At 40.5% G+C, this 19,363-nt stretch carries 15 protein-coding genes and 1 pseudogene; all 16 read right to left on the minus strand.

Features of this window, described 5'->3' with window-relative positions; translation table 11 throughout:
* Positions 1 to 194: 194 nt before the first annotated feature.
* Complete coding sequence (locus tag ACESTD_RS16215) at positions 195 to 725, minus strand: beta-1,6-N-acetylglucosaminyltransferase (protein ID WP_205128045.1); 531 nt, start codon at positions 723 to 725, stop codon at positions 195 to 197.
* Positions 682 to 1,065 carry a core-2/I-Branching enzyme gene (locus tag ACESTD_RS16220; RefSeq protein WP_015532651.1) on the minus strand — a complete coding sequence of 128 codons (384 nt, stop codon included), beginning with the start codon at positions 1,063 to 1,065 and terminating at the stop codon, positions 682 to 684. Before ACESTD_RS16220 ends, ACESTD_RS16215 begins: the two co-directional genes overlap by 44 nt.
* A gap of 64 nt (positions 1,066 to 1,129) precedes the next feature.
* The gene (locus ACESTD_RS16225) at positions 1,130 to 2,248 is read right to left on the minus strand and encodes a polysaccharide pyruvyl transferase family protein (protein ID WP_015532652.1); all 1,119 of its coding nucleotides are present in this window, start codon (positions 2,246 to 2,248) and stop codon (positions 1,130 to 1,132) included.
* 4 nt (positions 2,249 to 2,252) lie between these two features.
* Positions 2,253 to 3,719, minus strand: coding sequence for a lipopolysaccharide biosynthesis protein (locus tag ACESTD_RS16230; RefSeq protein ID WP_015532653.1), 1,467 nt, complete (start codon positions 3,717 to 3,719; stop codon positions 2,253 to 2,255).
* A 52-nt stretch (positions 3,720 to 3,771) separates the two neighbouring features.
* Entirely contained in the window at positions 3,772 to 4,848 is a 1,077-nt protein-coding gene (locus ACESTD_RS16235; RefSeq protein ID WP_015532654.1) for a Coenzyme F420 hydrogenase/dehydrogenase, beta subunit C-terminal domain, read from the minus strand.
* 169 nt (positions 4,849 to 5,017) lie between these two features.
* Positions 5,018 to 5,662, minus strand: a complete 645-nt coding sequence (locus ACESTD_RS16240) for a hypothetical protein (protein ID WP_015532655.1) — start codon at positions 5,660 to 5,662, stop codon at positions 5,018 to 5,020.
* Positions 5,649 to 6,110 carry a BT0820 family HAD-type phosphatase gene (locus tag ACESTD_RS16245; protein ID WP_015532656.1) on the minus strand — a complete coding sequence of 154 codons (462 nt, stop codon included), beginning with the start codon at positions 6,108 to 6,110 and terminating at the stop codon, positions 5,649 to 5,651. The genes ACESTD_RS16240 and ACESTD_RS16245 overlap by 14 nt, the downstream gene beginning before the upstream one ends.
* Before the next feature lie 12 nt (positions 6,111 to 6,122).
* Positions 6,123 to 7,175, minus strand: a complete 1,053-nt coding sequence (locus ACESTD_RS16250; RefSeq protein ID WP_149921999.1) for a transcriptional regulator — start codon at positions 7,173 to 7,175, stop codon at positions 6,123 to 6,125.
* Positions 7,176 to 7,735: 560 nt separating this feature from the next.
* Complete coding sequence (locus tag ACESTD_RS16255) at positions 7,736 to 8,947, minus strand: site-specific integrase (protein WP_015532658.1); 1,212 nt, start codon at positions 8,945 to 8,947, stop codon at positions 7,736 to 7,738.
* An 822-nt stretch (positions 8,948 to 9,769) separates the two neighbouring features.
* A pseudogene (locus ACESTD_RS16260) lies at positions 9,770 to 11,126 on the minus strand (transposase).
* Positions 11,127 to 11,290: 164 nt separating this feature from the next.
* Positions 11,291 to 11,662, minus strand: coding sequence for a hypothetical protein (locus ACESTD_RS16265; protein ID WP_235333238.1), 372 nt, complete (start codon positions 11,660 to 11,662; stop codon positions 11,291 to 11,293).
* Between the two features lie 192 nt (positions 11,663 to 11,854).
* Positions 11,855 to 12,052: a hypothetical protein gene (locus ACESTD_RS16270; RefSeq protein ID WP_009039972.1), complete on the minus strand. Its 198-nt coding sequence runs from the start codon at positions 12,050 to 12,052 to the stop codon at positions 11,855 to 11,857.
* A 13-nt stretch (positions 12,053 to 12,065) separates the two neighbouring features.
* Positions 12,066 to 13,223, minus strand: coding sequence for a PHP domain-containing protein (locus tag ACESTD_RS16275; RefSeq protein WP_009039973.1), 1,158 nt, complete (start codon positions 13,221 to 13,223; stop codon positions 12,066 to 12,068).
* Between the two features lie 26 nt (positions 13,224 to 13,249).
* On the minus strand, positions 13,250 to 15,079 hold the full coding sequence (locus tag ACESTD_RS16280) for a RagB/SusD family nutrient uptake outer membrane protein (protein WP_015532659.1): 1,830 nt from the start codon (positions 15,077 to 15,079) through the stop codon (positions 13,250 to 13,252).
* 12 nt (positions 15,080 to 15,091) lie between these two features.
* Positions 15,092 to 18,355, minus strand: coding sequence for a TonB-dependent receptor (locus ACESTD_RS16285; protein ID WP_015532660.1), 3,264 nt, complete (start codon positions 18,353 to 18,355; stop codon positions 15,092 to 15,094).
* A 75-nt stretch (positions 18,356 to 18,430) separates the two neighbouring features.
* Positions 18,431 to 18,709 (minus strand): alkaline phosphatase, encoded by a 279-nt coding sequence (locus tag ACESTD_RS16290; RefSeq protein ID WP_009039976.1) that lies wholly within the window; start codon positions 18,707 to 18,709, stop codon positions 18,431 to 18,433.
* Between the last annotated feature and the right edge of the window lie 654 nt (positions 18,710 to 19,363).

Genomic DNA, 19,363 nt, shown 5'->3' on the forward strand with positions numbered 1-19,363 from the left:
TTTTTCACTTATTTTATCTTTCCACGACAATGATATGCCGTACCCGCTCAGAATAAAGAAGAAAAGAACAATGGTACTGCCAAAATCGTAATGATATGGAGATACTTCTGTTAGTGTCAAATGATGCCAAACTATCAACAAGTCAAAAATACCTCTTAGTGAATCAATGGGTGTGATTGTTGGGTGTAACATGTTCAATTCTGGGTATTTAGGAATGTTGTCAACCTATTGATTAATTCTGCATTTTCTGAAGAGAACTTTCTTGCGAATAAGTACTCTGAAGCAATCAATTCGTTGTAATCTTTTTCTTGCCAAGTGTACGGCCAGCCGCGTTCCCAATCGATCAGCCTTTGACAACCATTATATTCATCATTCAAATCATATACACTATTCCGAAACCGTGAATTCCAACATAAGGTCTGGATGAAAAACTCATCTGCTCCGAACGTATGCTTATACAATTCCAACACCATGGTTTTATTCGCTAGCATATACCTTACAAAATCGTTTGTAACACTTACCCAAGTGGAACCCTTCCTGAAATATATTTCTTTATTTCTTAAACAGTCAAAAACGACCAAACATTTTGCGATAATCCTGTCTAACAACCTATAAAATCGGTTGTTCCGCATTTTACTGACAAAAAAATGATACGTTCTGACACGAATATCCGAAAGTGTATCATTGTAAGGGCAAAAACCAATGAATTCTTTGCCAGACTGCATAAAAAAAAGAATATATATACTCTTTTGATTTTAACGGTAAGTCCACGCCTGACAATAAATGATAATAACCATAATGGCTATTATTATAAGCTATTTCAAAAAGCAGATACTCTGCTTCGACTACACTTATATCACCCCATGCGACAGAAATGCGGTGTTCCAACATATATAAATTGCTTTTGCTGCAAATTATGTCCGGAATAGCTTTTGCCGGAACTTTAGCATCAATATGGATGTAGATGTCATTCAATTCATAATCCAATAATGATACCAATGTTTTTAACAAGCTCCAATCTGTGTGGGCAATTATCAAAAAAGCATGTTTTTCCATTGCTCCCATTTTATTTTTCTAAAACCCTCGATTCCTGAATAAAGAATTGTAACTGCATTGATAGAATCTTATTCTAACAAACATCAAGATGCTCTTTCAACCACTCCAAACTTTTCCGGCGTTCTATTTCCAGAGCCCCAAGAGGTTGGGTGAAATCCATTTGTAATGGAGCGTTAAAATACTCATTTGGTGATGAAAAATTCCTATTCTGTAGATGTGTTATTTGCAACAGGTTGGATATGCGGTTATCTTTCATTCCGTCAAGAACGAAAAAACATTTCTTGAAGAGAATGGAGAATGCTACAGCATGAAATGAATCACAACAAATGATGGAAGCATTCTTGCACAAATTAAGAAATTCTTTGGGACCTGTAGCCGTATATATATTAAATTTCCTACCCCATTTCAGCATGGCATTCTTACTTATCAGCCCTTGTGAGATGACAACCTGTTTGTTGTATTTGTCACCTAATGCTTCAGCCATTTCATTGACTTTCTCAGTGAAATTAGGAGAGTAGATAAATACATATTCGCCTTTTATCAAAGGCTTGTCATCTATCAAATTGTCGTATTCTTGGGGATTCAGCAGCAAAGTTGGGTCAAGAACAGAAGCAGTAGGCATCTTGGTTATTTCTCCTATATACCGGGCTCCAACAGCTTCTCTTACACTGATTGCATCATATTGGTTTAATAAATCAATGACTTTCTTTCTATCCTTGTATGTTTTTATGCTTAATTGGGCACCCATACTGGGAGCATAAGCAATACGTTTGCCTGATTTTACAAAAGGCAGGAAGTAAGCATAGTTGAAGTCATTGCAATATACATTCCAGATTTGATCGCTTCCTGATATGTAATAGTCATAATTGAATCCTGCATTTTCCAAGTCTTCCAATGTTCCATATTCATTATAAGACAACTTCAATTCACTATTTAAGAATTGTTCAAACAATCGCTGTTTTTTCAATATTCCCCATACGTATGCCGCTTGTATGATAAAGCGTACACATCTGCCATAAAACGATCCTACCACAAAGATGGGCTTATATTGCCGCTTTTGGGCAGGACTCCGGAAATTAATGATTTCACAGTCATACCCCATGCTCAGAATTACTTGCTGTAAAGCGTATGCCTGAAGCATAGAACCGTAATTATATGCGGCATGGAAAGTGATGATTCCTACTTTTTTCATACAATTAATCTATATGGAAAAACTTTTTTGCTTTGGGTGTCACATAAGATATAATGAATGTACGTTCGGATGCTGTCAGGCCAATGGTATAAGTCAAAATTCCCATAGCTGTGCATGATACGAAAGTGGTAATCAGAAGCCTGCTCCAACCCTCGGTCATATAAACATGAATGCCTAACGGAAAAATAATGGCTAAAGCACTTACGCCCGCAATAGGAAAGACTACGTTCCAAGTATATTGCCTGAATGCGAGACCAAGCTGTTTCTTGCAGAACATAAGCCTGACAATATTCCCAATCATTATGAATATGACCGAAACTATCAATGGAGTTTCAATGGAATAACCACTTTTCAACAACAAATAAGCCACAGGAATAATGAATAGCAATGATGAACTGACTACAATTTGATACCATTTTATATTTCCTGTTGCCATGAGCGAAGTTATCATGGGACCTCCAAAGGCATTTAATAAGGCTTCGATAATAATGATGCGCGTAAACGAAGCAGTCATGGGGGGGACTTCTACTAACCACAAATCCAAAATGAAGTCTGTCTCCATCATGACTGGCAATGCAATGGTAAAAAGCAAAAAATAAGAGATTTTTGAGCTTTTACACATGAGGTCGCAAGTTTCCTCTGATTCATGGGCTGCATATCTTTTGGTCAGTTGTGGATTTACGGCACTCTGAAACCCACCGGTAAGATTTTGTATGGCTCCCGAAACCTGGCAAGATACACCCCGTGCTGCGTTTGCAACAGGACCACCAAACAAATTCATCAATATGTTTATGCCTTGATCTTTTAATAACCATGCAATAGTTCCGAACATATTCCAACCCGTAAATTGGACCATAGAGTTAAAGATTGCCTTATTCCATCTCAAATGAAGCCTGCATTCGGGAAATTGTCGGCTGCAATACATACGGTAAATCATGGCTATTAAAAATTGAAGGAGAAATATGGCGAATCCCCAAATAGAAAGCCTGTCGTATGGATAATAAAAAAGTCCCCAAACAATAAACAGCTTGGCTAAAGTTTCCCCTAATCCTACGTATGCATAAATGTGCATGTGCTCATGCGAAATAATAGCAGCATTGTAAGGTGTCTGTAGTATTCCTAAAATTGTTGTTAGTATTGTGGCCTGAAACACCCAATTGGCTGCTTCCATTCGCACTTCAGGAATATTCAACTGTGTGTTCACAAACCAAACGCCCATCGTTTCCGCCGCAATCAGAACAATGACAGCAATTATGGCATGAATATATACCGCCATATTAAATACTTTGTTAAATTGCCCTTCCGTACCTCTACCTAACTCATAGGTAAGATAGCGTTGTGTAGCCACCGACATTGAACCGTTGATAAAAGACATTAACGAGATGATACCACCCACCACATTGAATATGCCAAAATCATCTACGCCAAGAGCTTCAAGAATCTTGCGTGAAGTATAAAGAGCCACAATCATCGACACGAATGTCCTTATATAAAGGTATATCGTGTTCTTAGCTATGCGTTTGTTATCGGCGTATGACATTGATTATAGGCATAAGCACAGGTTTGAATGATCTGAGTATATTCTTCAAAGACTCAAGAATCAAATCCTTGACTATTACTATTCTTACCGCTTTGTCAAATGGGAAATACGGATATAGCATAGATAAAAGTCTGGCAGATAAACCATTGTGAACCGGGCGATACAATTGTGTATTTCCTTCTACAGCTTCCTCGACACTACGTTCATAAATCCACATATCTGATTTTGCTGCGGCAATCAGCGATTTCCCTTTTTCTGAAGATGGTAACAATACGCTGATACCTTCTGAAATCTCTAAAGGAAGTGATGCCGCATCTTGCAATCCCCAAAAGTCACCAATCGTGACATCGCTTACTCTTTCCTTGCGTGCAAACGGGCAGTGATAGCAACTTTTCCTATAAGATATTCCGTCCAGAAACGCCCTGAAATACGTATCTCCGTAAGGTTCGGAGGAATACACTGTACCGCATCGAGATGTTATCTCGATGCGGAATAGCTGTCCTTTTCTGAAGGACAGCTGTTCCGCGGACGTTTTTAGTATATGATGGATATGCTCATTCAACATCTGTTGCGACGGGACACCATGACAAATCAGGTCCACCAAATACAAATGTTCCGGGATCCATTTTATATAATTTTTCAGTCCAGCTACTTGACAAGGGGTACCGACGAACAGTACTGGTTTCCCGGATTTTAAATCGGCTTTTACCTGACTGAATAATCCCCTGACATCACTTTGCACATATTTCGATCCTTGCAGTTTGAATAAGTTCGACAAAGAGTCTACCCGAATATGGCGGATATGCATTCCTTCAGATGTACAGCCGTAAACAACGCCTCCTTGTCTTATAATATAAGATGAAAACACATGGGCGGCTCCACCGGACGAGCTTGCAAGATATTCCTCCCTATCCTTGTTCCATGCCGCATAAGCTGTGAGAGGGATATTCAACTTTATATTTTCCTCCTCAAACGGACATACCTTCTTACAAGCTCCGCAGTCAACGCAAGCGGTTGTATCTACTTTCGGATAATGAAAGCCTTTTGCATCAGCAATCATGGTAATGCAACACCTCGGACAAATCTCCATACAAGCATTACACCCACAACAATCCTTTTTTTTTCTATTTACTACTGATGATGACATCTATATTTACCTCATAATTCGAGTAAGTACATATTTACCACTAATTTGGTCAGAATCCACTTACGTCTATCCAACCCTATATTTAGGGAAAATATTGGTCTAAACGATTTTGAAAGTGATTATACATTTCATGAATGAGATATTCGAATCTTTGTTGTACTTCTTTCTCATTCCAGCCTGAAACCAAAACATACTTTATTCGTTTATCTTTTGCGGGGATTGGATGTTTCTCTAATAAATCAAACAATTGGACAGCAATTTCGTATGTTTCTGGTTCAAGTTCATTCAAGTTGTCTCTGATATAGTGCAGATTTTCAATAAATATATCGTAAACTGAATCTTGAAATATAAATGTCGGAGCAACAATCGTTATTGTATCTTGTTTTACAACCGAATCCAGAATTTCCTTTTTACCTTTCTCATTTTTAAATTGGTCCACGTATATGGAAATCTTATTTTCCCGTACATTGAACTTCCCTTTATAAGTAATTATCTGGTAATGTTCTTTTAAAGACTTTACCTTATTATATATATGATATTGTTCCAATACCAAATCTTTTGCAACTTCCATCTTTATTTGTGACGTAATATTCTGTTTGTAAAATATTTGTGTTGCAAGCGTTGTACAAATGGCTGTTAATACAATAAGGATTATTTCCCGAAACCAACCGCTTTGAAATTTCTCCCCTTTTTCACGATTGGTTGTTCCTGCCTCATTCCCTTTCATATTTTGAATGTGTATTCTTTTTATTTATCAATTTTTTCCACCATGATGCTTTCTGAAAACGCTTAAAATCATGTGTTTCATTCAAATAGCATTCATAGCTCCATCGGTTATGTATCATCTCATAGATAGCTCCCCAATCGGGTAATTTCCCGATATTCAAGTCATCGATATACAAGTCAGCCTTAACTTTCCTGCAAGGGCTGGTCATATCCGGTTTTACCTGTTCATCCGGATGGTTGGCATTGACGGCATAAAACTCCACGCCCCGGGTGCGGCAATATTCCACCGCTTCTTCCAGCAGTTTCCCTTCACGCACGCTCCATAAAATAAGCAAATGCCGTTCGGCCTGCAACTGTTTCAGGGTGGCAATGGCAAAAGGAATCTCTTTCCCTATCCGCGGGTATCTGTGTTCCACAATCGTTCCGTCAAAATCAACAGCAATAATCATGACATCCGTTTATTATTCTATTGGCAAAAAAGGATAACGAACTGCCAGCGACTCCCGTCCGGTTTCTACAATTTCCTTCAAATCCACAGATATATCCATGCAGTTTATAACAGACACCAGAATTTGATCCGCTTTTTCACATATTATCATCATGTCTTTCATGTCTCCGATATGGGAATCGTAATATATACTCCGGAAATAGCTTCCTGTTTCTTCAAGCAGGAAGAACGCTATTTCCACCGCTTCATCAAAGTTCTTTTTTACCATATCGGATTTCATCCTTGTAACCCACGGCGTGAGATTTTCCGCCATGCCCATTATATCCAATTGATTTTGGGGTGTAAAAAAACAGCCGTCTATTTCCTTTTGAAGCGGTGTGAATGTGACATACGATGATTGCCTGATTTTTTCCAGCTGCTTCCTCCGCAGACGGACATATTCGTCCAGATTCTCGAAACTCTCCTTATATATGCCTCCAATGGCCACTGTCATTCCTCCAATGGAAGTGACCAGGCACTTGTCACGGGAGATTCTGATGCGATATCCTTCAAGGCCGGAAAGGATACCGGAAGTAATCCGGACTAAAGGATTCCCCACAGAATAATAATCAAAGGAGTGGGGCATGAAACGGATACGGGTGGGAATAACTTCCGACACCCGCATGAAAGGTTGCATCACACTGTCAGGTATGGCGGCTATTTCTCCGGTACTGCAATCCTTCACTAAATATAAATTGAAAAAGTTCTCTTTTAAGAATTTTTGAATCCTGTTAGCGTCACCTTGGATAAAGACAAGGCCGGAAATGGTTGCCTGTTCCTCTTTCTTTATCCGCTTGTTCCCACGTTTATAGACGATACTCTTATGAACAAAGATACGGTATTGTTCTGTTTGCAATTTCTTGCTCACAGTTTCTACTTTGGCATGATGGATAAACAAATAGCACCAGGATGTTATCTCCTTGTTTCCGGTATATTTCTTTACCTCCGGATCAGAAATCGTCTCTGGTCCGTTCTCCGCTTTGCCCCCCATGGCGTTAGGTTGAGTTTCTGTACTATACAGTGACATCGTCGCTCAAACTAATTTATGTCTTTGATCCGTGTTGTGCCATCTGGCAGCTGTCGCCCGATCAGTTTTAATTTATAAACAAAACTTAATATTCCGTCCATAAATGTATCCGTTTAAGTGTAAAAAATGTGCTACAGAACCGTCCCATTCTTTTTTGAGCAAGTGTTCTATAGCTCCCTCTCTTCATAAGAGATGTATAATGTGATACATGTGAATAAAACAATCTGATAATAAGCACTTTGCTTTCTTCTAGGAAACTCTTTGCTCAACAGCCTGTTTGGCAGTTTCAAGGATCAGTCCATATTTTATTCCCATTATTTGTTCATTTTTGTGGTTATTCTCAATATTTTGTGTATTTTTGCATTCAATTATACATCTCTTATGAAGAGACGACAATTTTTACTCAACATTATTGTAAAGGTCTCCGCGATGACGCATAGTATACCAGATTAGAAGTTCCTAATTTTGCGGCATATACATTAATAATGATATGACAAAGTCTATGGTTTTAACGGAGTCAACTCCAATTCCTCCTGAATATCCTTTTGTTCAATATTCTATTATATCTGCAAGGATTTCAAAATCAACTTGTTTGCCCTGTCAATGGTGGCGGTATCCAGCGAGGCCAGGTAGATCCTCGTTGTTGTCTCCGAATCGTGTCCCATACCCTCGCTGATCACCGAAATCGGGATGTTCTTGCTCCGGGCCGCGCTGGCCCAGGAATGGCGCGCCACGTAATGGGTCAGGGGGACGGACATCCCCAGTTCCTTCCCAAGAACTTTCAAATGCCTGTTGATACGGTGGGAGGCGTTGATATATTGTTTCCTCTCATCTGTTCCCGGTCTGTCGATAACGGAAAGAAGGTACGGGGATCCGGGGATGTTGTAACGGTCCACGATTTCCTGCATGCACGGCTCCCATTTTATAAGGAGCTGCTGGCCGGTTTTCTTCCGCCGGTATGAGAGGATGCCGTTGTTAAGATCCTTCTTTTTCAGGAACGCCATATCGACCATGGACATTCCTCTTGTATAAAAGCTGAAGAGTAGCATGTCCCTCGCATAAGCCTTTGCGGGCTCAAATGACAGGTCCAATGACTTGAGCCGCTTTATCACATGCAGGGGTACCGCCCGTTTCGTAGTCTTCTCAACTCCGGTATAGACATGTTTGAAAGGGAAACGCTGGACAGTAAGCCCCTTCTCCACGGCACGGTTATATACCGCCCGCAAGTTACGCATGTAAAAGGAAATGGTATTCATGGAAACCCCGCCCGATTCCAGCCATGCCTCGTATGCGACCATCAGATCGGAATCCATATCGTCGGGCAACACATCTCTCCCTTCCATGAACCGTATGAAGCTGTTGAGGGTGGAGGTGTAGGTCTCACTGGTCCGTATCTTGCCCAGGCGTTTCAGGCCGTTTATGACCTCCCGCATGAAGACGGGGAAAGACAGGCTGTAATGTCCGCCGTTAAAGGCGGAAACCACGTCGTCGGCCGTAAAAGCCCCCCTTCTCCGTTCCAGGGTTGTGATGATACCCTCCAGCCTCTCGGTATCCTCCATTATCTTACCCTCCAGCAGTGACAGGTGTTGCCGTCTTCCCTCATCGGACGGAGCGGCGACGATACGGGCCCGCCTTTTGTCCCACTCGGCGGGGAACAGCCTGTATGAGGTGCTAATCTGTCTTGCCACACGTACATGAATCACTTGGTAATAAACTGTACCCTCTTTACCATCCACCGAGGATGGTCTGAACTTAATTTTTACTGTAGCCATAAATTCTTCAATTTTAAATTTTATAGGGTACAAAATTACCAGATACAACAAATTATTGATTTATGCAAAATATTGTATTCTAGTGAATAAAAATCTTCTTATTGACTATAAGGAAGGGGATCGGAAAACACTACATCCTTTTCTGAACGTCAGGAGTAGAATTATGTTGTCATGGAATGGAATCGATGATGACAAATAATAAAAAAACGAATGTACGACATACAAATATCCTCAGTGCCGTACATTCGTTTTTATATTTTTGTCTTGAAAAAAGGTTCTTTGAGTTGATGCAGAATAAAACAGAATATTGTAATTCGATCGTTTCTAAAGTGTTACCTATGATCTATAAAGTGAGTGATAACTATTTTATTTTCAGTTAGACAAAGAATTGATTGTGTTTACTTGTGTAAGTAATATTTGAAAATACAGTAAAAAACAGAATGGTGATAATTAAACGTAAATCGTTTATAATTAAGTATTTTACAAAAATTGCAGAATAGCCTGACCTGCCTTTATCCTCAATAATAACGGGGATTATGAATGAAACTGACGAAGTATGACCCGCATAGTAACCGGTAACTCTGATAAGGTGTCCATTTAGGGATATTCAGTAAATGTTCCTCTTTCTTCTAAATTAAGAGAAAAGTTTTACTTTACGTGAGCTTTTCTCTTGATTTTTTCGTTCAATTCTCCCAGTCTTCTATCTTTTTCATAGAACATTATTTACATATTCTTATTTTTTCTTCCCACCCATGCATTATGTATATATCTTTTTTTAGTGGAAGTTAAAACCTCTCCTCTTTTCCTCTTATTTTAGTCAGATTATGCTGCCTTTCTTTTTTTCTTTTCGACCTTTTCTATCATGCATACCGCATTGGCCGTATGTATCCCAAAGAAAATCCAAAGCATTTCCGTTTTCCTGTTTCTGGCTTTTATCCTGGCCAGTGAGTAATATTGTTTCTGCGTTCCAAAGCTTCCTTCCAGCCGGGTAACTCTTTCACGGCTGAGTTCCGACCGTAAGATCTTCCGAAGCGGCTCATCTTTGGCGGCTCTACCCTTACGCTTGAAGGAAGTACTTATATGATATTTAGTACAAAATTTCCGGTTGGCATTATTGGCATAGATTGAATCCGCTGCAAGCGCCTTAACCCTAACCTTGGTCAGTTGTTGTTGCAGATGAATACAGTCTTTCAAACGTACTCCTTCGTTAAAAGCCTTAAAGGAGATATGTTCTATAAAGGAGATTCCATCTATCTGTATATTGTTGACCTTGGCTCCGAATTCAACGGATTTGGTTTCCTTGCCTCTGATAATGGGGCGAAGGTAATGCCGGTCGATACTCACGATACGGTCGGACACTTTTTGGCCTGCAAATAAATTCTTCCCTTGCTCAAGAACCGTCTGTATGACCGAGAATCGTCTTTGGTAATCAGAGGATAGTGTAAGCCTGTTCCCGTAGGATGAATGAATCCGCTCCAGCTGGTCAAGCAACTTTTCCAACAACTGAAGTAGCCCGCGTGTAATCATACGGGTCTGTGATTTCCTGCGTTTACGCAGTTTACTGTAAACAAGGTAGGCACGGCTTACATCAAGATACTTGTTACGGGGACGTTGTATGTGCAATCTCCGGCAATGTTTGCACAGATGACGATGAAGCCATACGATACCTTCCCATAAGAGTTTGGTATCAGTAGGGAAACGCAGACGGCTTTCATAACAGGTGGCATCCGTCATACAGACATGAAGGTTCTCAAGATAAGGTTTCCAATGCCCGGCAAGAATAAGCTGGAGGGACTCAACATCAAGGCGATTCGTCAGGAACTGGCGGATCGCACTGACGATTTTAGGATTGGTCAGCGGATGAAGCGGATCAATCTGAACACCACAAAACAACTGGTAATGAATATTACCGTTTAAATGTTCAATCAGTTGTGCATCGGAAAAGTTGGCATAGGACTTCAGGACCATCAAGGCTATTTTACCTTCGGGAGAAAATAACTTTTACGCCCCAAAGGAGAAGACTTCAAATGCATTTGTCGGACCTGTTCCGAAAAAGGGAAGAGAGCATGGAGTCGACCTAATTCACTCGTTGCAAAACTTTGACGATATTTTTTAGCATATCGAACTCAGTAAAACCTAAACAAGGTTCGATTCCGGAGATTTTTTGTATCTTTACCATGTGTTTTTAGTTTAGATTCCCCCCGTTTTGGCCGTCAAACCGTTTTTGGGGGCAATGCTTAAAGATACAAAAAAGCAACTAACTCGCAATAAATTAGTTGCCTTAATTTTTCTTATTTTGGGAATATCCCCATTTAAATTAGATTCCAATAAGATGGTCTTAACCTAAAATGTTGACTTATCATTCAATTCAATGGTGTTACCGTTAACTACTCCTTCAACTATTATGAATGACCATTCATCTATTTTATTGTCAAAGTCGTAAATATCTGTCGAATTGGGATATTTTATGAAATTTCCTGATGAGATTATATCTACTCGGTCTGTCTTTATCGTCACACAGGAGTTTTCATCAGTAAGTTTTTGCCCATACAAAATGATTTCATCTCCGGCTTTGACATCAGTAATAGTAGTCGCACACATTGCTTCAAGACTGAACTTATCAGAAATAATCATACTGTTTCCACTTACTATGTTGACGACAGCGTCTTTCACTATAATAAATGAATGATCGTCAGTAGAGAATATATCTTTCACTGAAATTTCAGAGATTCCTCGATAACAGTCGCCTTCTTGAGAGACGATAACATAGGCATAGCTGGAGAGTTTTGACTCATGAAAGACTATTTTGTCTGTGCGTGGACTGTCAACTTCTCCATCACTATAATTATCCTTAACGCAAACGGTCACGTCTGTGAGTCCGACACCATTTGAAGGAGTAACAGTAATCTAGTCAGGCGTATCGACTCTCCATTCAGCATCAGCATATATGGTGATTATCAGGCTCTCAGCATCAGTTGACTCGAAAGAAAGATTTTCTGTACTTGAGAGTACAGCTTTTGCCATTATCGGCTCATTATCGTTGATGCAAGCAGAAAAAACCGCAAGCATCAACGTAAAAAATAGGATATTTATTGACTTTTTCATTATCTCAGTTTGATTATAATGATATTCTTAAAAATGAATCAGCTCCTGTCCATGCATTATCTACAGAGAACCCGCGGTCCTTGTCAGACAAAATTATTGAGCTAAATTCAGGGAGTACAATAGGATTTTTTCCATCCGGATGAATGATAAAACGCAAAGAAGTAGGATTCTTGAGTTGGATATTATGACCATTTACGGGAGAGATGGAAACACAACTCATAAAAAGTTGACGTAAAAGGTATTCCTGTCCCATTAATGTCCCTCCTGCACCATATCCGATGGTACGTCTATTTTCAAGAGCATCTCTCATTGCATCAAGTGAACGGTCCTTAGCTAAGATTATCGTCATGTCCCGACGTAGTCCTCTACCAATATATTCCTCAAACGATGTATCGTGAAGGTCGGTCGTCGATGCTACGAATAAGTTGTCTTCTTTTGCTCGGTCTATAGTTCCGGGACAAAATGCTGTGCCATTGTTGGCTTCTATTCCGTCAATAAGCCCTTCGCCGTATGCTTTTAGTTCAAAATCTGGGTGTTGAATCGATTCACGGCGCCAACCGGGATGATTATGCATCACCAAAGCTCCCTGAGCTTTGGCGTTGCGAATTGCGGTGAGAGGATCCGGGTCATATATGCCATTGTTATCTGTTGTGAACAGAGCGTTATAGTGCCCGATACCTTTTGGCTCACGTGTGATTTCTATACCGGGAATAATAAGCAGACCATAGCTGACGGCAGCTTTCTTGGTAAGTTCAACAGATTTGTTCAGATCTTGCTTTGGTTTAACATTAGTTTTTTTATTCACATTATGAGCCTCGATACCATCAGGGAGTGTAGCTCCTAGATAACCTATCATATCAGTATCGGCGGGATGATATTCAATGTGATCAGTCACTGAAATAGCATCAAGACCATCGAGCCAAGCTTCTCGGACACGAGCAGACGGCGACAGATGTCCGTCAGAAAAGTATGTATGAAGATGAAGATCCGCCTTCAGTGGGATATATCCTTCGATGGAATCGGGAAGTATGAACTCGACGCGAGTGGAGGCTCCTGTACGATTTGCCTGATGTAACATATCACTATTTGTAGCCTCGGTGTAATATGTTTGCCCTGATGCTTTTACTTGACCAACAAGAAAGATGAGGGTAATAATTATAAGTTGTTTCATTGTTTTATATGAAGAATTTAAGATTATCAAAAACCTAAACCATCATCCCATCCAGGATTCTGTGTCAAGCTATTATTCAGCGAGCGTTCATGGATAGGAATTGGGTAAAGATAATCTCTTTGTTCATTGAAGTTAACTCTTGGAACACTCCTGTGGTAATATATGTAGCCATGATCATTATTTGACAACAATATATCCTTTCCGAGAGCATATACCTGAACTCCAACTCCGGCATTGGGTTTAGGAGTACCCTGATTATAAAAAATCACGTCAACTTTCCCATCACCGGATAAGTCATATTCTCCAGCTCCTGCAATATACATTCCCATAAATGGAGAAAATGATTTATCATCAGAGTCATTTATTGCATATCCTGCTTTCCATCGCATAAGGTCAGACCAACGGAAGCCTTCCTGTACGAGTTCAACGGTACGCTCACGACGTATTTCAAGTATGACACCCTTGTTGGCACCATTCACATTTGGGAAACCGGTTTTAGGGTCGCAAAGATATGGATCAGGGATAGCGTTCGACATCCCCATGTCAATCCCGAGCATACCGACACGACCACGTAGCAGATTTACGGAGCGGTCAAGATCCGACTGCGTCAATGTCCCCAGTTCGGCCTTTGCCTCTGCATAATTCAGAAGGACTTCAGCATATCTGATGACAGGTAAATCATTTACTGAATAGCTTGCCCTGTCGGTATTGCCTCCGGCAGCCGTGGGATCTTGTACGAATTTGATAGGTTGATATCCCGTGATTGCAACGCCGAGATCCGGAGCGAGAATCTCTTTCTTTCCGATTCGTGTATAACCGGGAGTACGTATAGACTGAGCCAAACGGGGGTCACGGTTTACAGTCTCTTCATTAAATCCCATCGTCTCCCAACCGGGACGGTCAGTAAATCGGGTTCCATCTGAATTAAGATACATACAAACCATCTTGCGGGTATAGCCGGGACGTCCTTGATTACTCAACAACATGTGTGCGTTTGATCCATGTGAATTGTTAAAGATTGCATAGCGGTAGCTAATGGCCAGGATATATTCGTTCGGATTGGCATCATCCTCTGCAAAGAGAATATTGTAGTCGGTAGAAGGAGAGCCGGTAGAATAAAGCGAATATTCACCACTGTCAATCAGCTTGCCTGCTGCATCAGCCGATTGGGCCAAGTAATAGTCTGCGTCATGTCCTTCAATCCGTAAGTTGTGATACTTACGATAAGTACCTTCAAACAGACATACTCTGCTTTTGAAAGCGAGAGCAGCACCTTTGGTTACTTTATAGGGGGCTTCAGCCTCATTGTTGCGGGAGGGAAGATGTTCGATTGCGAAATCGAGATCCTCCAGCATTTTCTGCATCACTAACTCGCGGGAATCGCGAGGCTTGTAGAGTTCAGGATCAGTATCGCTTAGTTCGGTATCGTACCAAGGCACATCGCCAAATCGTTCGATTTTGTCAGCATAGAAGTACGCACGGAAGAATCTGGCGACAGCCGAATATTTTTCGGCGGCATCGGAATCTTCGCATTTGTCAATGTTGCCAAGCAAAGTGTTGATACGTCTGAGGTCTGTCCATGACCATCCACCGCCTGAAGCGGGGACGGTACGATAGGAGCCCCCCATCAGCTCATTGGAGAGCGACTGACATACATAAATGTCGCTCTGATCCTTGTATTGAACTTTGGGAAGGATGTTATTATATAAAGGATTCGTGAAGAGCTCCAGGTCTGAAGCTGTACGGAAATATTCTTCCGATGACATTCTGTCCTTCGGCAGAAGGTCAAGTTCATCGTTGCACCCACACATCAGAGTGACAGCTACGGTGAAAACCAGATATTTTATTATTTTCATATTCTCTGTTAATTATAATGTTATATCAATTCCGAACATATAGGTTTTTGTCCAAGGATAATACATCGCATTAAGTTGATTGCTGCTGCGACTGAAGGCGGCTTCCGGATCAATATATTTGGAATGTTTCTTTATGGGAGACCAGTAACACAGATTCTCGGCTGTGAAATATACGCGCAATTGTTGGATTGATACTTTTGAAAGTATTTTTCCGGGGATAGAATATCCTATTGTCAGATTTTTGAAACGCATATAGCGGATATTCTGAAGATACCTGTCATTTACAAAGCTTAACTGACCATTTTTTGCTGACTGTCCGAGAGGGCGGGGGAAATATGCACCCGGGTTGTCCTTCGACCAACATTGGTCGATAAAGTTACGTGGTATATATCCTGCCACAGGATCCGAAAATGAACCCCAAAATTGGTAATTATAGCCATTTGGATACCAATAGTGGTTGCCGGTTCCTTGGAAGAAGGCATAAATATCAAATCCCATATAGTTTAGGGAGCCAGAGAATCCATACTGGAGGGTAGGAAGTTCGTTTCCGATGATTTTCATATCACCCGGATTCAAAGCAGAGTCCTCACCTACAGATATCTTACCATCCCCATCAAGATCAGCAAATTTAAGATCACCTGCCCTCCATGTTCCTTGAGGAAGATTCTTGGCAACAACTCCAAGATCTACCTGGGATGAATATTGGGCTGCCTCTTCATCAGAAGCAAACAGACCATCTACATGATAACCCCATATTTCACCAAGTTTCATGCCCGGATAGTAGCTCTTTGCAAATACTTTCTCAGGATTATCATAACGTGTTATCCGTGCATCATAATTACTGAGATTGGCAGAAACAGAATAAGAAAGGTTGTGACCGAATATCTTCAAATTATCATGCCATGTGGCAGAAAGTTCATATCCTTTTGTCCGCAAGTCCGCCGTGTTCATCTGCGGAGGAGTGGCACCATATACTCCGGGAAGCTCAATACCATCGGTAAGCATATTAACGGTATTTCGCACATAAATGTCTCCGGTAAAATTCAAACGATTGTTGAACATCGCTAGATCTGCACCAATATTCCACTGACGTGCCGTTTCCCAAGTAAGGTTTTGTGCTATGGGTGCTCCGATAGACGAATATTTCGCCTTTGTATCAGAACCAAAGTTGAATGTGTCAAAGTCACTGAGAGTAATCATACGAAGGAACGTATAAAAAGAAGATACGTTCTGGTTTCCCAGACTTCCGTATGAAACCCTGAATTTCAGATTGCTAAGTGACGGGCGTGCCCATTCCATGAATTTTTCTTCGGATATTCTCCAGCCTACGGAACCGGAAGGGAAGCATCCCCAACGGTTATTGGAAGCAAAACGGGAAGTACCATCATAACGTCCGCTAATCTCAGCAAAATAACGTCCGTCATAATCATAGTTGACACGTCCGAACCATCCTGCAAGCTTGTATTCGTTCTGACCACCTCCCATTGAAAACATGGTTGTTGCGAGATTCAAGTCATCGAGGTCATCTGATGATAACTCATAACCTACTGCACTGAGATTTTTTTTATGCCAATGTTCATAATTGAAACCAAATGTTGCGGCTAAATTATGTTTATCATTCCAGCTTTGATTATAATTTGCATAGGCATTTACAGATATATAGTTCGATGTATAAACCTGTTCAGTAAGTTTGTTTTGGCCGGCCCCAATACCGTAAAAGTCCATTTCGGAATCAGGATACATCCTGAAATTCAAATGATTTGAACGCCAATAATTACGGTCCTGATCAAATTTGTATGAAAAATCGCCTGTAATACTTAATTGCTTGATAGGGGTTACTATAAAACGGGAAGTATTTATAAAACTCATATTGCGTTCAAGATTACGATGTGAGCCCTCTCCAATCATAATATGACGGCCATTTGCCATTTTTGTACTCTGATAAGGTACTGAGTATATCCATGTTCCATCCGGATTCTTGTTGGGATAACATGCAAATGCACCATTTGCAGAATATCCGAATGTGTCTTCTATACTGCCGTTTCCCTGAGATTTATAGGAAGTAGAGTAAAGTGATGTGTTATTGGAAAATCGCGCCCATTTTGTAACAGGAAACTCTATTTTAGACCGAAGATTATATTTGTTATAGGTATCAGGATTAACTTTCAAGATGCCTTTACGGTATTCATACGCTCCGGATACGAAGTAATTTACATCGCCAATGCCGCCTGACAGTGATATATTATGCTGCATTTTAGGCCGGTTATCACTGAAATTCATGTGATAATGGTCATAATTTCCATAATATACCCACTGTTTTTTTCCATTACGTACATCTTCAACTATCCACGGACGATCCGGGTGTTCTGTACGGTCGTTGACACGTGCCAGTAACTCAGCCATATCCTTATCTGTGTAGTCTATGATATTTTTACCGTCTTTAGCTCTGGCAAATAAGTTGGCAGTATAGACAGCCCAATAACCACGGTCCTCATAATCTGTACTGTTGGTGTTTGCCTCCCAGCCGAATCTGCCACTGTATCGAACTGTAGTCCTGGCTCTTTTCCCTGTTGCATCATCGCTCTCTCCAGCCTTAGTGGTGACCAAAATAACACCAAATGCGGCACGAGCTCCATATATGGCTGCGGCTGAAGCATCTTTGATAACTGAAATACTCTTGACATCGCTTGGGTTGACTTGGCTAAGATCACTTTCAACACCATCTACCAGGACGAGAGGATTGGTGGCATTTACTGAAGTGGTACCACGTACATTGATTGATGGAGATTTGTTCGGAAGACCGGAACCCGTCGTGATGTTAAGTCCAGGAGTCGTACCTTGAAGCATTGAGGTAAGTGACTGGGACGGACGATCGGAAAGCTCCTTATCTGTAATTACCGAGACCGCTCCTGTGAGATTAACCTTTTTTTGTGTACCATAGCCCACCACTACGACCTCATCAAGAGCTTGAGCGTCTTCAGTCATTGTAACGGTTATTTTATTCTCGTCAGGCTTCAAATCTATTTCCAAAGGTTGAAAGCCTATATAGGAGAAAGTCAGTTTTTTTACGCCGGAGGGAAGTGTGATTTCAAACTTGCCATCTATGTCAGTCGTTGTCCCTATCTTGTATTCTCGATTGAATACACTGACACCCACTAACGGGTCTCCGCTTTTTTCGACAACTTCACCGCTAAGCGTTCTTGTCTGTGCTGCTGCTCCGATTGCAGTTATGCAAACCACGAGCAGCAAAATTAATTTTCTTGTTAATGCACTCATAAGATAATGATTAGTTATTGATTGATTTCATTATTTTTGTGTTCTATACATTTTTTCTTGTATATATTTCCAAACTCATCTATTGGCCTTATGCCCACATGCCAAAGCTGTTCCAGCTGCTGCTGAATCTGTTATAGGAGATGAAGCGGAGAATGTGGCCATTATTCCGACATTAGGAAATCCAAACATAAGGAGAAGTTCAAATTCATTGGTTCTAAGATATTCTTCCGTTGCCATAATATGGCCAAGCCCCATACTGTCTCCTATAAATAAGAAGATATATTTGGGAGTAGCTTTCGTTTCTGCCAGTGCGAAACAAGCAATGGTCAATGCAATAATTATTCGTTTAAGCATACTTACTATTTTTTCTCGCTGCAAAATTCCATATATTTTATTTCACATTTCTTTCGGGAATATTAAGGAATTATTAAATTCTTTAATTTGTTATTATTACATATATAGAAATAAAAATATGGATTGTTCGTAAATTTGCAGTCTGAAAACAGGAAATGGAAAATCTGTAGGTCGCAAAAACAAAATTCCTAGTTCGACAAAAAAGAAATACCACCTAAACGTGACAAATCGGGTCATATTTTAACATATTCAAACGCACATAATCTTTTTCTTTCTCTTTGGTCATAAAAGTATAAGAAAGTTGAAAAGAAAGAGATTGTGTCAAATGTGAAATGACCCCAAAAGTTTTTTATCTAACTTTTGAGGTGCACTTCAACGTTGGCACACCCTTTTTTATGCGCAAAGCCCAGACTTCGCAAGCCCGGGCTTTGTTATTATCCAAAGTTTCTATATCTTTAGACATAAAGTTTTTTGTTATGGCAAAGTTACATTTTCGTCCTTACATTCCCCCAACCAGACCGTTCTTTTTCCACAAAGAATTGATGAAAACATAGCATCGAACGATCCGGTTCGCATAGTTGTAGCTAACACTTGAAAAGGGACCCGGGTAGCATTTGAAACGTGTACCACCCGATAGGTTTTGCAAAGTTAATT

This window comes from Bacteroides sp. AR20 (genome assembly GCF_964250605.1).
Taxonomy (GTDB): domain Bacteria; phylum Bacteroidota; class Bacteroidia; order Bacteroidales; family Bacteroidaceae; genus Bacteroides; species Bacteroides uniformis.

Bases quoted from the DNA above. Each gene is read 5' to 3' on its own strand.
- ACESTD_RS16215 (WP_205128045.1), bottom strand. From the start codon at position 725: ATGCAGTCTGGCAAAGAATTCATTGGTTTTTGCCCTTACAATGATACA.
- ACESTD_RS16220 (WP_015532651.1), bottom strand. From the start codon at position 1,065: ATGGGAGCAATGGAAAAACATGCTTTTTTGATAATTGCCCACACAGAT.
- ACESTD_RS16225 (WP_015532652.1), bottom strand. From the start codon at position 2,248: ATGAAAAAAGTAGGAATCATCACTTTCCATGCCGCATATAATTACGGT.
- ACESTD_RS16230 (WP_015532653.1), bottom strand. From the start codon at position 3,719: ATGATTGTGGCTCTTTATACTTCACGCAAGATTCTTGAAGCTCTTGGC.
- ACESTD_RS16235 (WP_015532654.1), bottom strand. From the start codon at position 4,848: ATGATTGCTGATGCAAAAGGCTTTCATTATCCGAAAGTAGATACAACC.
- ACESTD_RS16240 (WP_015532655.1), bottom strand. From the start codon at position 5,662: ATGAAAGGGAATGAGGCAGGAACAACCAATCGTGAAAAAGGGGAGAAA.
- ACESTD_RS16245 (WP_015532656.1), bottom strand. From the start codon at position 6,110: ATGATTATTGCTGTTGATTTTGACGGAACGATTGTGGAACACAGATAC.
- ACESTD_RS16250 (WP_149921999.1), bottom strand. From the start codon at position 7,175: ATGTCACTGTATAGTACAGAAACTCAACCTAACGCCATGGGGGGCAAA.
- ACESTD_RS16255 (WP_015532658.1), bottom strand. From the start codon at position 8,947: ATGGCTACAGTAAAAATTAAGTTCAGACCATCCTCGGTGGATGGTAAA.
- ACESTD_RS16270 (WP_009039972.1), bottom strand. From the start codon at position 12,052: ATGAAAAAGTCAATAAATATCCTATTTTTTACGTTGATGCTTGCGGTT.
- ACESTD_RS16275 (WP_009039973.1), bottom strand. From the start codon at position 13,223: ATGAAACAACTTATAATTATTACCCTCATCTTTCTTGTTGGTCAAGTA.
- ACESTD_RS16280 (WP_015532659.1), bottom strand. From the start codon at position 15,079: ATGAAAATAATAAAATATCTGGTTTTCACCGTAGCTGTCACTCTGATG.
- ACESTD_RS16285 (WP_015532660.1), bottom strand. From the start codon at position 18,355: ATGAGTGCATTAACAAGAAAATTAATTTTGCTGCTCGTGGTTTGCATA.
- ACESTD_RS16290 (WP_009039976.1), bottom strand. From the start codon at position 18,709: ATGCTTAAACGAATAATTATTGCATTGACCATTGCTTGTTTCGCACTG.